This window comes from Rhizobium sp. LCM 4573 (assembly GCF_001854865.1).
GTDB lineage: Bacteria > Pseudomonadota > Alphaproteobacteria > Rhizobiales > Rhizobiaceae > Neorhizobium.
The window spans coordinates 274,722-290,526 of record NZ_MDDW01000004.1 but is presented as its reverse complement, the minus strand read 5'-3'; the positions used below and the strand labels follow the sequence as shown (position 1 = coordinate 290,526).

The window sequence follows — 15,805 nt, the reverse complement described above, 5'->3', positions numbered from 1 at the left end:
AATCAACTGAAATCGGAGGAGGATTTCATGAACGTCAACCGTAGAACACTACTCATGGGCGCGGCCGCGACAGGCGTGGCCACGACATTTTCGATCCGCACGCGGCCGGCCAATGCGGCCGAATTCACCTACAAATTCRCCAACAACCAGGCGCTTACCCATCCCATGAACGTGCGGGCGCAGGAAGCCGTCGCGAAGATCCAGGAGGAGAGCGGCGGCCGCATGGCGATCAACATCTTCCCCTCGAGCCAGCTCGGCGCCGATACCGACATGCTGAACCAGGTGCGTGCAGGCGGCGTTGAAATGTTCAGCCTTTCGCCGATCATCCTGTCGACGCTCGTTCCCAATGCCTCTCTCAACGGCGTCGGCTTCGCGTTTCCGAGCTATGAGCAGGTCTGGCCGGCAATGGACGGCGAACTCGGAAAATACGTGCGCGGCGAAATCGAGAAGAAGGGACTGCTGACGCTCGATAAGATCTGGGACAATGGCTTCCGTCAGATCACCTCCTCCAAGGGGCCGATCGAGACACCCAAGGACCTCGAGGGCTTCAAGATCCGCGTGCCGGTAAGCCCGCTCTGGACCTCCATGTTCACCGCCTTCGGCTCGGCACCGGCCAGCATCAATTTCGCCGAGACCTATACGGCGCTGCAGACAGGTATCGTCGATGGTCAGGAAAACCCGCTGGCGATCCTCACCACCGCCAAGCTCTACGAAGTCCAGAAATATGTCTCGATGACAAACCACATGTGGGACGGGTTCTGGATTCTTCTGAACCGCCGGGCATGGCAGGCCTTGCCGGAAGATCTGCAGGGGATCGTCGCCAAGCACTTCAATGCCGCTGCCGAACTGCAGCGCAAGGATGTCATGGGGCTGAATGCCTCGGTCCAGAAGGAGCTCGAGGGCAAGGGAATGACGTTCAACACGCCGGACGGCAGCCTTTTCCAGGAGAAGTTGAAAGAGGCGAATTTCTACGCCGACTGGAAGTCGAAATATGGCGACGAAGCCTGGGCGATCCTGGAAGGTGCGATCGGCAAGTCGCTCGGGTGACCGGAAAGACGATTACCGCGGGAAGCGCATATGGAGGCCAGCATAGAAGAGCTGTCGGCTGTCAGGGGTACTATCGCTTCCGGTTCGGGAGCGCAGGCCGTCGAAAGAGCGTTGCAGCTTCTGGCGATYGTCGGGCGTGGCGCCGAGACCGGCGTCACGCTGGGCGAGGTGGTGGTCGGCAGCGGCCTCAACAAGCCCACGGCGAGGCGATTGCTGATGGCCCTGATGCGCTCCCGTCTTGTCGAGCAGGACGAGATGACCCGCCGCTACTATCTCGGCGGGGAACTCTATGTGCTCGGCATGCTGGCTTCGCGTCGGCACGGTCTCCTGGAGATGGCCGGCGAGAGCCTGAAACGGCTTTCGTCGGTCACTGCGGATACCAGCTTTGTCTCGATGCGGCGCGATGATTATGCCGTGTGCCTGCATCGTGAGGAGGGAACGTACCCGGTGCGGACTCATGCGCTGCTCACCGGTGACCAGAACCCGCTCGGCGTGGGAGCCGGGTCGCTCGCCATGCTGGCGGCACTTTCGGATGCTGAGGTGAAGGCGATCATCGAACGAACCCAGGAAATCATAACGCGGCAATATCCTGGTTATTCGCCGGCTATTCTTCTTGAGGATGTCGCCCGTACCCGTGAGGCAGGCTACGCGATCAACCCGGGCCGCGTGGTTGCGAATTCCTGGGGGATCGGTATGGCGATCCTGCTTCCCGACGGCCGTCTTGCCGGAGCGCTGTCGATCGCCGCTATCGACAGCCGCATGGGGCCTGCGAGGCAAGCCGAGCTTGCCGACCTGCTGCGGATAGAGGTCGACCGTATCCAGGGGAAGCTGAAGGCTTTGTTCAATTCAGAGAGAGCTACGGCCGGAAGATTGTCGCGRCAGCCGGCACGGAAAGTGCCCGAACGCGTTTAGCCGAAAAGGAGACAAGGTCATGACACAGGCACAGATCGTCGGTTGGGCCCATTCGAAATTCGGGAAATCCGAAGCGCCCACCACCCGTGAACTCATGGCGGAGGTCGTCAATCCGGCTCTCGCCCATGCGGGCATCGACGCCAAGGATGTCGACGGCATTTTCGTCGGGGTTTTCAACAACGGCTTCACCAAGCAGGATTTCCAGGGCGCGCTGGTCGCCATGGCGGCAGATGGTTTTACTCATACGCCTGCCATGCGGGTGGAAAATGCCTGCGCTACCGGATCGGCAGCGATTTATTCGGCACTCGACCTCATCGCTTCCGGTCGCGGCAAGATCGCGCTCGTCGTCGGAGCGGAAAAGATGACGTCGCTACCGACCAAGGAAACCGGTGACGTACTGCTTTCCGCTTCATTCCGTGCAGAGGAAGCGGATGTGGAGGGCGGCTTTGCCGGCCTGTTCGGCCGGATCGCGAGCAATTACTTCCAACGCTACGGCGACCGTTCCGAGGAACTGGCGATGATCGCCGCGAAGAACCATGCGAATGGAGTAAAGAACCCCTATGCCCACATGCAGCGGGATTTCTCCTTCGAGTTCTGCAATACGGTTTCCGACAAGAACCCCTATGTCGCACCGCCGCTTCGGCGCACGGACTGCTCGCTGGTGTCGGACGGTGCGGCGGCCCTCGTGCTCGCGCATCCGGATGTCGCGGCCGGCATGAACCGGGCGGTGGCTTTTCGGGCGCGCAACCATGTCAACGATATCCTGGCGATGTCGCGTCGCGACCCGATTGCTTTCGACGGTGCACGCCTGGCTTGGCAGAAATCGCTGGAGGAGGYCGGCGTGTCGCTTTATGACCTGAGCTTCGTGGAGACGCATGACTGCTTCACGATCGCCGAGCTCATCGAATACGAGGCAATGGGGCTTGCTAAGCCCGGCGAGGGGCATCGTGTCATACGGGAAGGCATCACCGCAAAGAATGGCAGGTTGCCAGTCAATCCTTCCGGYGGCTTGAAATCCAAGGGGCATCCGGTCGGTGCGACCGGCGTTTCCATGCATGTAATGGCGGCCATGCAGCTCTGCGGCGAAGCGGGCGAAATGCAGGTGCCGAAAGCCTCGCTTGCCGGTGTCTTCAACATGGGTGGTGCTGCGGTCGCCAACTACGTCTCGATCCTAGAGCGAGCGAAATGAACATGATTGCCTCGGCCAGCGTGGAGAGTAAGGCGGAACCGAAGGGTGGACTTTTGCCGCGCTCCACCCGGGTCATGAATCTCGCCCGCTTCGTCACCCAGTCCATGCGACGCGATCCGCAGGGCATTGCTTTCGTCTGGGGGGAGAAGACCTGGACCTGGGCGGAATTCGACGCGCGCATCGATGCCATGGCGACCGTATTGCAGGAGCGTTTCGGGGTTTCCAAGGGCGATCGCGTTCTGGTGCAGTCGCAGAACTGCAATCAGATGTTCGAATCCATGTTCGCCTGCTTCCGGATCGGCGCCGTCTGGGTGCCCACCAATTTTCGGCAGACGCCGGAGGAGGTCGCTTATCTTGCCAAGGCAAGCGGTGCGACGGGCATGATCTGCAATGCATCCTTTCCGCAGCATGCGGAGGCGGTTCTCAGCAACAACCCGGATGTCGGATTCGTTGTTGTGATCGGCGAAGCTGGGTTCGGCCAATCCTATGATGGGCTGGTCGAGGAATTCCGCGGCCGCAAGCCCGTGGAGGCAGCGGTCGATCGCGACGATCCCTGCTGGTTCTTTTTTACGTCGGGTACTACCGGGCGACCCAAGGCTGCCGTTCTGACGCATGGCCAGATGGCTTTCGTCATCAACAACCATCTCTGTGATCTGATGCCTGGGGTCACTTCCGTGGATGCCTCGCTCGTCGTGGCACCGCTTTCCCATGGTGCCGGCGTGCATCAGCTSACACAGGTGGCGCATGGGGTGAAGACGATCCTGCTGCCGACCGAGAAGTTCGATATTGACGCCGCCTGGGCGCTGATCGAGAAATGGCATGTCTCCACCATGTTCACCGTGCCGACGATCCTGAAGATGCTGATCGAGCATCCGGCGGCGGAGAAATACGATCATTCCTCGTTGCGTTATGTGATCTATGCCGGGGCGCCGATGTACCGTGAGGACCAGAAGCGGGCGCTGAAGGCGCTCGGACCCGTCATCGTGCAGTATTTCGGGCTCGGCGAGGTGACCGGCGCGATCACCGTGCTGCCGCCTGCGCTGCATTCGGCCGAAGATGGGGAGAACGTCAAGATAGGCACCTGCGGGATGGAGCGGACCGGCATGCAGGTCTCGATCCAGAATGATGCCGGCGATGAATTGGCGCCCAATGAGACCGGTGAAATCTGCTGCACCGGTCCGGCCGTTTTTGCCGGCTACTACGATAACCCGGAAGCCAATGAGAAGGCATTCCGCAACGGCTGGTTCCGCACCGGCGATCTCGGGCACATGGACGAGGAAGGTTTCCTCTATATCACTGGCCGCGCTTCCGACATGTATATTTCCGGCGGCTCCAACGTCTATCCGCGCGAGATCGAAGAAAAGCTTCTTACCCATCCCGCGATCAGCGAAGTCGCGGTACTCGGTGTGCCCGATCCGCTTTGGGGTGAGGTAGGCTATGCCGTCTGTGTCGCGAAGCCGGGGRCATCCGTCACCGAGGAAGAACTCTTCGCGTTCATCGACGGCAAGATGTCCCGCTACAAGATGCCGAAGCGCTTCGTTTTCTGGGAAGCCCTGCCGAAATCGGCCTATGGCAAGATCACCAAGAAGATGATCCGGGAGGAATTGCAGAAGCGGGGCGAGATCGATGGCTGATGCTGCACGGAAGGAATCATCCGCAATGCGGCAAATCAGGCACCCCGGCCCGATCGCCGAAGTTCGGCGGGAAGCGGTCAGCACCGTCCTGAAGCAGGTCGAAGGAGAGCTCCGGCCTGGTGAGACCTTCATGGCCGGGATCGCGCGGGTCTTTGCGCAAGCTGGTTGTCTTGGCGGCTATGTGACGATCGAAGGCGGTGCCTGCGATCCTTTCCGCTATGTGCTGCCGGCACTTTCTCCGGATGAGGAACACGCTGCCTGGTACAGCGAAACCCATGCGCCCGAGGCAGGCGGCAGGTTCGTTGCTGCGACCGCGATGGTCGGCGAGCGTGACGGCGCGCCCTTCCTCCATTGTCATGGTATCTGGGATACGGGTGAGGGAAGGTCGCGCATGGGCCATGTGCTGCCATTCGACAGCGTCGTAAGCCGCCCGATCCGGGTAAGAGGTCATGGAAGCGCGGTTGCGACTTTCTCTTCCATCCCGGATCCGGAAACCAATTTCACCCTGTTTTCGGCCAAGGGTGAGAGTGGAAGCGGCAATGGCATTCTCCTTCGCGTCCGGCCGAACGAGAATATCGTGACCGCGGTCGAAGATGCTTGCGCCGAAGCCGGCATCGAAAGCGCTCGCATCCACGGCATCGGCAGTATCTATGAACCGGTCTTCGAGGACGGTCGACGGGTGAACTGCATCGCAACGGAAATCGATATCGAAAACGGCGTGCTGGAACGGACTGATGAAGGCCTGCGGGCGCGGCTCGATGTAGCCGTGGTGGACACTGACGGTGTCATTTATGACGGCCGGCTTGCTCGGTGCGAAAATCCGGTCGGCGTCACCTTCGAACTCGTCATTATCGAAAACCGGGAGGATTGATATGGCTCGGGGGAGCGTGGTCGTCACAGGAGCGGGGTCGGGGATCGGGTTTTCGACCGCCGAAATGCTGGTCGAAGCGGGCTGGCATGTGGTTGCGGCCGATCGCGATGCTTCTGCCCTCGACCGATTGTCGGATCGGCTCGACGACAAGGCTGCCATGATGACCCCRGTGGCAATCGATATTACCGACGAGAAGGCGGTTTCCCGTCTTGCCGGCCATTGCCGAGAGCTTGCGGTGCCGCTCATGGCTTTGGTCAACAGTGCAGGCATTGCCGCCAACACCCGCTTTTTCGACACGACCGCCCAACAGCTCCGGCGCATTTACGAGGTTAATGTCGTGGGAGCATTTGCTCTTTCACAGGCACTGGCGCCGCTCCTCAAAGAGAACGGCGGAGGCTCGATCGTGCATATCGCCTCCGTCTCCGGCATCAAGGGCAATCTCGGCCGTTCGGCCTACGGTGCGTCCAAGGGCGCATTGATAACTCTGACCAAGATCATGGCGGTTGAGCTCGCCGACGACCTCATTCGCGTCAATGCCATCGCGCCGGGACCAATCGAGACGCCGATGGTGAAGGAAAACCACACCGCCGCGACACGCGAGGAATGGCATCGCACGGTGCCGATGCGTCGCTATGGCCGGCCGGAGGAGATTGCGTCCGCGATCGCCTTCCTGATCGACGGGCGGCAGTCCTCCTACGTTACGGGTCAGGTTCTTTCGGTCGACGGCGGATTTACCGCTGCCGGCCTGATGAATTGAGCAACCCGAGCAACCGTCCCTTGCAGCAAAACCCTCATGAAAATCTCGAGCTGCAACCGCTGCGGCGCGTTGACATTGCGAAAGTAAATTAGAAAAGTGCGAGCATAGAACGCCAGCGACGGGGAGGACATCATGTCTAAGCGCGCGTTTATCGGCTTTTCCGCTCTCGTTCTTTCTGTTTTTGGCCTTATGCCGCCTGTGATCGCCGCGGAGCGGCGGATCGAGACCACACCCAATGGCGATTATTTCGGTTTCGATCTGCGCACTGTGCAGAATGTCAGCCAGGCTGAGTGTGAAGCCGTCTGCATCGGCGACAATGCCTGCAAGGCCTTCACCTACAACGTCAAAGCGCGGTGGTGCTTCCTCAAATCCGATTTCAACCAGCTCAACAGCTTCCCCGGCGCCGTTGCCGGCAAGATCATGGAGGTGGCTGCAGAGCCGGATATTGGTGCCGCGCCCAAACTCTCCTTCCTTTCCGAGGATTTGCTGCAGCAGGCGCGCAAGCAGAAGGAAGACCTCACGCTCGGAGACAACCAGAAAGGTTACGGTGCGGAAGAATTGCGCACGATAGCGCAAAACGAGCTCCTCTCCGGCAATGTCGACACGGCGCTCTACAATTTCCAGGGCGCACTTTCGATCCAGCGGGAAAACGGCGACCTCTGGATAGAGATGGCGCGCGCGGCCGGCACGGCTGAGGGCAATAGCGATGCGACGGCGCGGGGCGTTCTTGCCGCCGTCAACGGCTATCAGCTTACCCGCACCACACAGAAGAGGGCCGACGCGCTTGCGGTTTTGGCGGCAGGGCTGGCGAAACAGGAGAATTACCGCTCTGCGTTGACGGCCTATAAGCAGAGCCTTGCGCTTGTKAATGCCCGTACCGTTCAGGCCGCCTATAACGATCTGCGCGAGCGGCAGGGCTTTCGTATCGTCGGCAATACGATCGATGCCGAGAGCGCCAATCCGCGCGCCTGCGTGCAGTTTTCCGAAGCTCTGGTGAAGAACACCGACTATGCGCCTTTCGTCGTGGTCGATGGGCAGGCGCCCAAAGCAATGGAGGCCAAGGACAATCAGATATGCGTTGAGGGATTGACGCATGGTCAGCGCCTCAAGCTTTCGTTCCGACGTGGCCTGCCATCGTCGGTCGATGAGCCGCTGGAAGCGCAGGTCGATCTCGATCTCTATGTGAAGGATCGATCGCCGGCGGTGCGTTTTACAGGCGATGCTTTCGTTCTGCCATCCACCGCGCGTCGCGGCATTCCCATCGTCTCGGTCAATACCGAAAGCGCGGATCTGAAGCTCTACCGCATCGGCGATCGCAACATCGTCTCGCTGCTCACCAATTCGCAGTTCCTCACCCAGATGGATGGCTATGGTGCGTCGCGGATCGAGACGGAAAGCGGCGAACTGGTCTGGCAGGGTACGATCGATCTTGCGCAGGATCTCAACAAGGATGTGACGACGAGCTTTCCTGTCGACGAGGTGCTGCCAACCCGAAAGCCCGGCGTCTATGTATTGACGGCTGCCGTCACCAACGCCGTTTCGCAGGAATGGAGCAGTAAGGCAACGCAGTGGTTCGTGGTTTCCGATATCGGGCTCTCCACATATACGGGTACGGATGGCCTCAACGTCTTTGCCCGGTCGCTCGGCTCGGCCGAACCGCTTGCCGGTGTCGAATTGCAGCTTCTTGCCCGCAATAACGAGATTCTCGGTACCGCGACGACCGATGCAGACGGCCGCGCCACTTTCACCGCCGGACTGACGCGCGGCACGTCCGGCATGGCGCCTGCCATGATGACCGCAAGGAACGGCGACGAGGACTATGTCTTCCTTGACATGACCCGCGCCGGTTTCGATCTGTCAGACCGTGGCGTTACCGGCCGGCCCGCGCCCGGTGCGATCGATCTTCTTGCATGGACCGAGCGCGGCATCTATCGACCCGGCGAAACGGTTCATGCCTCCACGCTTGCTCGCGATGTCGATGCCGCTGCAATTGAAAACCTGCCGTTGACCTTCGTCTTCCTGCGGCCGGATGGAGTCGAGGACCGCCGCGTGGTCAGTACCGGTGCCCTCGGCGGTTACGCGCTCGACCTGCCCCTGCAGCAGACGGCGATGCGTGGCACGTGGACGATGCAGGTCTTCACAGACCCCAAGGGTTCGCCAATCGGCGAAAAGCCTTTCCTAGTGGATGACTTCGTCCCGGACCGCATTGAGTTCGACATGACGAGCGAAGCCAAGGATATCTCGGTCGGCACGCCCGTACCGGTCGAAATCGACGGGCGATATCTCTATGGCGCGCCTGCTGCCGGGCTTAATCTCGAAGGCGAGATGGTGCTGAAGACAACCAGGCAGAATGCTTCCTTCCCTGGCTATCAGTTCGGCCTGGCGGACGAAGAGGCCAATGAGGCGGCGCGTATTCCCCTCGATGCTCTCCCGGTCCTTGACGATCAGGGGAAGGCACGCTTCGATGTTTCCGTCACCGAAGCGCCGTCGACGACGCAGCTCGTCACCGCCGACATCGTGGTGCGCATGCAAGAAGCGGGTGGGCGTGCCGTGGAGCGTACCTTGACCTTGCCGGTGAAGGCCGAGGATGCGCGGATCGGCATCAAACCGGAATTTTCCGGCGACCTGGCAGAGAATTCTGTCGGAAAATTTCACGTCATCGGCGTGGACACCGCCGGCCAGAAACAGGCCATGCAGGCCCTCTCCTGGAAGCTCATCAAGATCGACCGGGACTATCAGTGGTATCGCGATGGGAATTCCTGGCGTTACGAGCCCGTCACCCGCACCAGCCAGGTTTCCAACGGCACGCTGGACGTGACGGCGGATGGCGGCGAAATCTCCGTTCCGGTCAACTGGGGGCGCTATCGATTGGAGGTGGAAACCGCCGATGCCGGCGGGCCGGCCTCCAGCGTCGAGTTCGACGCCGGCTGGTTCGTCACCGCGACGTCCACGGAGACGCCGGACGCGCTGGAAATCRCGCTCGACAAGCAGAGCTATGCGGTTGGGGAAACGGCCAAGCTCAAGGTTTCCTCTCGCTATGCGGGGGAGCTGATGGTGATCGCAGGTGCCGAAGAGCTGATTTCGGCAAAGACGGTCAGCATTGGCGCGGAAGGCGGAGAGGTGGAGATTCCCGTGACCGCTGAATGGGGTGCCGGTTCCTATATCACGGCTACCTTATTCCGTCCCGGCGTGGCGCAGGAAAGCCGTATGCCGATGCGCTCCATCGGTATCACTTGGCTAAAGGTCGATCCTGCCGATCGTGATCTCCAGATTTCATTGGATGCACCGGAGCAGACGATGCCGCGCAGACCGCTCGACATTGCGGTTCAGGTGGCGGGTGCCGGTGCTGATGAGGATGCCTACGTGACGGTCGCTGCCGTCGATGTCGGCATCCTGAACCTCACCCGCTACGAGCCTCCCGCGCCAGATGACTGGTATTTCGGCCAGCGGCGGTTGGGGCTCGAAATCCGTGATCTCTATGGGCGGCTGATCGACGGTTCACTTGGTGCGACCGGGCGGTTGCGGACCGGTGGCGACGGCGGCAGCATGGCGATGCAGGGCAACCCACCCAAGGAGAAACTGCTCGCGTTTTTCTTGGGCCCAGTGAAGCTCGACGCTCAGGGGAGGGCAAACGTCTCCTTCGACATTCCGCAGTTCAACGGGACGGCCCGCGTGATGGCTGTCGCATGGTCGAAAAGCGGTGTCGGTCATGCGGTGAAGGATGTGGTAATCCGTGATCCGGTGGTGATCACCGCCAGCCTGCCGCGTTTCCTTGCGCCTGGCGACAAGGCGAACCTGCGGCTCGACATCGCCAATACCGATGCGCCGGCCGGCGACTACAGACTGGAAATTGCTACAAACGATGCGGTCGCAGTCGAGCAGGGGGCGGAGCAAACCATTAGTCTTCAGGCGGGCGGCAAGCTCGATCTTACCATGCCCGTGACCGGCGTGGAGCCGGGCGACGGCACGGTCTTCATCCGTCTTTCGAACGCTTCCGGCCTTTCGCTGGATCAGGCGCTGGATATTCCCATCCGCCCAGGGGTGCTGCCGGTTACGACGCGGCGCCTCATCTCGCTTGCATCCGGCAACAGCCTGACGGTGAATGGTGACCTTCTGGCGGACAGCATCCTGCCCGGAGCCTCCGTCGCGKTGAATGTCAGCCGCTCCAGCGCCTTCGATATTCCGGCATTGCTGATGAGCCTCAGCCGCTATCCCTATGGCTGTGCCGAGCAGACGACCAGCCAGGCGCTGCCTCTGCTTTATCTCAGCGAAATGGCGACGCAGAACGGCCTGGCCGACGATGCCGAGGTGAAGAAGCGGGTTCAGGATGCCATCCACCGCGTGCTGTCCTACCAATCGTCCGCCGGCAGTTTCGGCCTCTGGGGACCGGGCGACGGCGATCTCTGGCTCGATGCCTATGTGACGGACTTCCTCACCCGGGCCCGAGAACAGGGCTACGAAGTGCCCGAACAGGCGCTGGTACAAGCACTGGAAAGCCTGCAGAATACGCTGGGCTATACCAACAATGTGGGCGACCAGGGCAATGAGATCGCCTATGCGCTCTATGTGCTTGCGCGCAACCGCAAGGCTGCGATCAGCGACCTGCGTTATTATGCGGATGCATCACTCGGCGATTTTCCGACGCCGCTTGCCAAGGCACATATTGCGGCGGCGCTATCGCTCTATGGAGATCAGCAGCGCGCCCGCACTATTTTCGCGGATTCGCTGCAGATGTCGGAGCAGGCGCAGGTTCAAAAGGTGAGCCTTGCCCGTTCCGACTACGGTTCGTCGCTACGAGACGGGGCTGCGGTTTTGGCCCTGGCCGCCGAAAGCCGGCCGGTACCGCCGATCGTTGCTCCTCTTGCCGATATCGTTGCCAAGGAATGGCGGGAGAAGAGTTATACCAGCACGCAGGAGCAGACCTGGATGCTCCTTGCAGCTCGTGCGCTTCAGAATGGTGACGATAGTCTGCGGCTAGACGTCAACGGCGCCGAACATCACGGCACGCTGATGTCGCAAATGTCGGGAGACACACTCCTCGACCATCCGTTGACCATCCGCAACGACAGTGGCGACCCATTGCAGGCGGCGGTTACAACCGTCGCCGCCCCTGCCGAGCCGCTGCCGGCGGGTGGCGACGGCTTCACCATCGAGCGCACCTATTACACAATGGATGGCGAGGTGGCGAATGTTACCGAAGCGAAGCAGAACGAGCGTTATGTCGTGGTGCTTACGATTACCGAAACCAATGACTGGCCTTCGCGCATCCTCGTTCAGGATCTGCTTCCGGCCGGTTTCCAGATCGACAATCCGAGCCTCGTCAGCAGTGCGCAGCTTTCCAATTTCGACTGGATCGGCGAGCTGGAGGCGGCGCATACGGAGTTTCGCAACGATCGGTTCGTAGCGGCCTTCAACCGCAATACCGGCGACAATCGCGAGATTACGCTGGCCTATGTCGTCCGCGCCGTAACTCCGGGTACGTATGATCATCCGGCGGCGAATGTGGAAGACATGTACCGCCCGCAATTTTCGGCTCGCACCGCGACAGGCCGCATGGAGGTATCGGCGGCGCAATAAGGTCCCGGAAAATGAGGCTCCAGCGGAAAATCCTGACCGGTTCCGGGGTCGCCCTTGCCGTGCTGGCAGGGATCGCCTTCGGTCTCGATGCTGCCGACAAGGCTTTTCCACCGCCGCTCGAGAAGGCGGGTGTGGTCTCCGCTGAGGTGCTGGATGCGGACGGCCAGCTGTTGCGCGCTTTCGCGACGCCGGAGGGCCGTTGGCGCTTGAAAACTTCGGTCGGGGATGTCGATCCGCGCTTCCTGACGATGCTGGTGGCCTATGAGGATCAGCGCTTCTTCGATCATTCAGGTGTCGATCCCTTGGCGGTCGGGCGTGCCGCCTTGCAATTCGTCACCAACGGTCGCGTGGTCTCCGGCGCCTCGACGCTTTCCATGCAGGTGGCGCGGCTGATCGAGCCACGCGAAACCCGCTCGCTTTCCGCCAAGCTGCTCCAACTCGTTCGTGCGGTTCAGATTGAGCGTCGGCTGAGCAAGCAGCAGATACTCGAACTCTACCTCACCCATGCTCCCTATGGCGGCAATCTGGAAGGGGTGCGGGCAGCGAGTCTCGCCTATTTCGGCAAGGAGCCGCGCCGGCTGACGGTGGCGGAGGCGGCATTGCTCGTTGCCCTGCCGCAGTCACCGGAGGGACGAAGGCCGGACCGGCATTTCGAAACTGCAAAGATTGCCCGCGAACGCGTGCTGATGAGAGCGGCTGTCGAGGACGTATTGGGAGATGGCGAAGCCGATCGTGCTGGAGGCGATGCTATTCCCACGCAGCGCCTCCAGCTGCCGGCCTATGCGGCGCATTTGGCGGAAGCTGCGATCCGTAGGGAGCCGAGGTCAGGCCGTCACGTCACAACATTGAAGCGCAGCATTCAGCAAGGGCTGGAGCAGGTTGTGCTCGAGGCGGCCGCCAAGCTCAGTCCGCGGGTTTCCGTCGCCATGGTGATGGCGGATATCACGACGGGCGCGATCGTCGGGGAAGTAGGATCGGCCGATTATTTCGATGCGAGCCGTTCCGGCTGGATCGACATGACGCGCGTCCATCGCTCGCCGGGTTCGACACTGAAGCCCTTCATCTACGGCCTTGCCTTCGAGCAGGGGCTGGTCAGCCAGGAGACGATTATCGAAGACCGACCGGCGGATTTCTTCGGTTACCGGCCGAAGAATTTCGATATGAGCTACCAGGGCGATGTCAGTGTCCGCCAGGCGTTGCAATTGTCGCTTAATGTCCCGGCGGTGCGGCTTCTCGATGCCGTCGGTCCCTCGCGGTTGATGTTGCGGTTCCGTCGAGCGGAGGTGCGGCCGGTCCTGCCGCCCAACGAGGCGCCAGGATTGGCGATCGGGCTCGGCGGCGTTGGCATCACATTGAAGGATCTGGTGCAGGCCTATGCGGCGCTTGCCAATCGCGGCCAGCCGCTGCGGCTCGGTAACGGCATAGAGGATCAGCCCGGCATGGTCGATGGCGAGCCGCTGCTGGAGCCCCAGGCGGYATGGCATGTCGCCGACATTCTTTCCGATGTCCTGCCGCCGCAAGGCAGCCGCAGGCTCGGCATCGCCTACAAGACCGGAACGAGTTACGGCTATCGTGACGCCTGGTCGGTGGGTTTCGACGGGCGCTATGTGCTCGGCGTCTGGGTCGGCCGGCCAGACAATGGCGCGGTTCCGGGGATCGCCGGTTACCAGACGGCGGCGCCGATCCTCTTCGAAGCCTTCTCGAAGTCAGGCGTTCCGATTACACCGCTGCCTGCCGCCCCCGCGGGCGCAATGCGGATTGCGCCGTCCGAGCTGCCGATCAGCCAACGACGCTTTTCAACGACATCGAGCGGTCTGATTTCCGCGTCGATCCGCGAACGGGCGCCTCAGATCGTCTACCCCCCGGAAGGGGCAAGGATCGATCTTGGTGCTCGTTCGGGAGAGATTTCGCCGCTGGCGCTTAAATTGCAGGGCGGCCGCGCGCCCTTCCGGTGGCTTGCCAACGGCAGGCCGCTTGCGGAGATTTCCCGCCGTCGCACCAGCCAGTGGATGCCGGACGGTGCAGGATATTCGACATTGACGGTGATCGACGCTGCCGGCCGCGCCGCCAGCGTCAGGATCTTCGTGGAGTAACTCGCCTTCCCTCAAGGAGGAAGTGTCAGGCCGCCGCCTTCTTCTTGGCGATGCGGGCCCGGATCGAGTCCACATCCGCCCGCGGGGTCGCCTTGAACAAGGTACGCGTATACTCGTGCTTCGGGTCGGAGAAGACCTCGTCGCGCGTGCCGTATTCCACCGCCTCGCCGAAATACATCACCATCACCTCGTCGGCGATGTAGCGCACGACGGACAAGTCATGGCTGATGAAGACATAGGTGAGTCCGAACTCGTCCTGCAGGTCTGCGAGAAGGTTCAAAACCTGGGCCTGCACAGAAAGGTCGAGGGCCGAGACCGGTTCGTCAAGCACGAGCAGCTTCGGGTTCAACATCAGCGCGCGGGCGATCGCGATGCGCTGGCGCTGGCCACCGGAGAACATGTGTGGGTAGCGATTGTAGTGCTCCGGACCGAGACCGACCTTTGTAAGCATTTCGGTCGCACGGTCGCGCCGCTCGGCAGCGCTCATTTTGGTGTTGATCGCCAGCGGCTCTCCGAGAACGTCACCAATCTTCTGGCGTGGGTTGAGCGAGCCATAGGGGTTCTGGAAAACGATCTGCACCTTCTGGCGCATCTCGGGCGTGAGATGGCCGGGCCGAGTGTCGATCTTGTCGCCGTCGATATAGAGTTCGCCGGAGGTCGGCTCGTCGATGAAGGTCAGCATGCGGGCGAGAGTGGACTTGCCGCAACCGGATTCACCGACGATCGCCAGCGTCTTGCCGCGCTCCAGCGAGAAGGAGACGCCCTTCACCGCATGGATGGTCTTCTTCGGCTTGAAAAGACCGCCGGGCAGCTCGTAGTCGCGCTTGATGCTGCGCACTTCGAGCATGGTGTTCTTGGTCAGGGTATCGGTCATCAGCGTGCCTCCGCGGGCTCGGGYGTGCCGTCGAAGAAGGCAGATACGGTGGTGAGCCGATCGCCTGTCGCGTTTTCCGGCAAGGCGGCGAGCAGCGCCTTGGTATAATTGCTCTTCGGGCTCTCGAAGAGGGAAAGCACGTCGGCCTCCTCCATCTTGCGGCCCTTGTACTGCACGACCACCCGGTCAGCGGTCTCGGCTACGACGCCCATATCATGGGTAATCATGATGAGGCCCATGCCGTTCTTCGCCTGCAGGGACATCAGGAGATCGAGGATCTGCTTCTGGATCGTCACGTCAAGCGCGGTGGTCGGCTCGTCGGCAATCAGAAGCTTCGGATTGCAGGCAATCGCGATCGCAATCATCACGCGCTGGCACTGCCCGCCCGACATCTGATGCGGGAAATGACCCAGCCGCTCCTCCGGATTCGGCAGGCCGACCAGCTTGAAGAGCTCGATCGCGCGGGCGCGGCGCTCCTTCTTTCCGAGGCCGAGGTGGATGCGCAAAACTTCCTCGATCTGAAAGCCAACCGTGAAACACGGATTGAGGCTCGCAATCGGCTCCTGGAAGATCATCGCTATATCCTTGCCGATCAGCTTGCGCCGTTCGGCCGGATCGATGTTCTGGATATCGCGACCTTCGAAGAGCATCCGGTCGGCGGTGATCTTCGCAGTCCAAGGCARCAGGCCCATAACCGCAAGCATGGAGACGGACTTGCCGGAGCCGGACTCGCCGACGATTGCCAGCACTTCGCCCTTGTCGACGGATWTGGACACGCCGTCCACGGCTCTGAACCAGCCGTTCGCAGTTTCGAATTCGACGGTCAGATTGTCGATTTGCAGAAGCGCCAT

10 protein-coding genes are annotated in these 15,805 nt (G+C 61.3%); 8 read left to right on the top strand and 2 right to left on the bottom strand.

Annotated features, from left to right (window positions below; genetic code table 11):
- Positions 1 to 27 precede the first annotated feature (27 nt).
- The 8 genes from LCM4573_RS10345 (at position 28) to pbpC (ending at position 14,080) form a co-directional block, all read left to right on the top strand.
- Positions 28 to 1,047 (top strand): TRAP transporter substrate-binding protein, encoded by a 1,020-nt coding sequence (locus tag LCM4573_RS10345; protein ID WP_071006187.1) that lies wholly within the window; start codon positions 28 to 30, stop codon positions 1,045 to 1,047.
- Between the two features lie 30 nt (positions 1,048 to 1,077).
- Entirely contained in the window at positions 1,078 to 1,959 is an 882-nt protein-coding gene (locus LCM4573_RS10340; RefSeq protein ID WP_071006186.1) for an IclR family transcriptional regulator, read from the top strand.
- 19 nt (positions 1,960 to 1,978) lie between these two features.
- Positions 1,979 to 3,148, top strand: a complete 1,170-nt coding sequence (locus LCM4573_RS10335; protein WP_071006185.1) for an acetyl-CoA acetyltransferase — start codon at positions 1,979 to 1,981, stop codon at positions 3,146 to 3,148.
- The gene (locus tag LCM4573_RS10330) at positions 3,145 to 4,782 is read left to right on the top strand and encodes an acyl-CoA synthetase (RefSeq protein ID WP_407071724.1); all 1,638 of its coding nucleotides are present in this window, start codon (positions 3,145 to 3,147) and stop codon (positions 4,780 to 4,782) included. The genes LCM4573_RS10335 and LCM4573_RS10330 overlap by 4 nt, the downstream gene beginning before the upstream one ends.
- A 25-nt stretch (positions 4,783 to 4,807) precedes the next feature.
- Positions 4,808 to 5,653, top strand: coding sequence for a PCC domain-containing protein (locus LCM4573_RS10325; protein ID WP_071006285.1), 846 nt, complete (start codon positions 4,808 to 4,810; stop codon positions 5,651 to 5,653).
- A gap of 1 nt (position 5,654) precedes the next feature.
- Complete coding sequence (locus LCM4573_RS10320; RefSeq protein ID WP_071006183.1) at positions 5,655 to 6,410, top strand: SDR family NAD(P)-dependent oxidoreductase; 756 nt, start codon at positions 5,655 to 5,657, stop codon at positions 6,408 to 6,410.
- 132 nt (positions 6,411 to 6,542) lie between these two features.
- Positions 6,543 to 11,987 carry an alpha-2-macroglobulin family protein gene (locus LCM4573_RS10315; RefSeq protein WP_071006182.1) on the top strand — a complete coding sequence of 1,815 codons (5,445 nt, stop codon included), beginning with the start codon at positions 6,543 to 6,545 and terminating at the stop codon, positions 11,985 to 11,987.
- Positions 11,988 to 11,998: 11 nt separating this feature from the next.
- The gene (gene pbpC, locus LCM4573_RS10310; protein ID WP_071006181.1) at positions 11,999 to 14,080 is read left to right on the top strand and encodes a penicillin-binding protein 1C; all 2,082 of its coding nucleotides are present in this window, start codon (positions 11,999 to 12,001) and stop codon (positions 14,078 to 14,080) included.
- Positions 14,081 to 14,105: 25 nt separating this feature from the next.
- Here the strand turns inward: pbpC and LCM4573_RS10305 are convergent, their stop codons facing one another.
- Together LCM4573_RS10305 and LCM4573_RS10300 are read right to left on the bottom strand one after the other, a co-directional pair.
- Positions 14,106 to 14,954 carry a dipeptide ABC transporter ATP-binding protein gene (locus LCM4573_RS10305; protein ID WP_071006180.1) on the bottom strand — a complete coding sequence of 283 codons (849 nt, stop codon included), beginning with the start codon at positions 14,952 to 14,954 and terminating at the stop codon, positions 14,106 to 14,108.
- A complete protein-coding gene (locus LCM4573_RS10300; protein ID WP_083347386.1) occupies positions 14,954 to 15,805 on the bottom strand; it encodes an ABC transporter ATP-binding protein in 852 nt (283 codons plus the stop codon). Before LCM4573_RS10300 ends, LCM4573_RS10305 begins: the two co-directional genes overlap by 1 nt.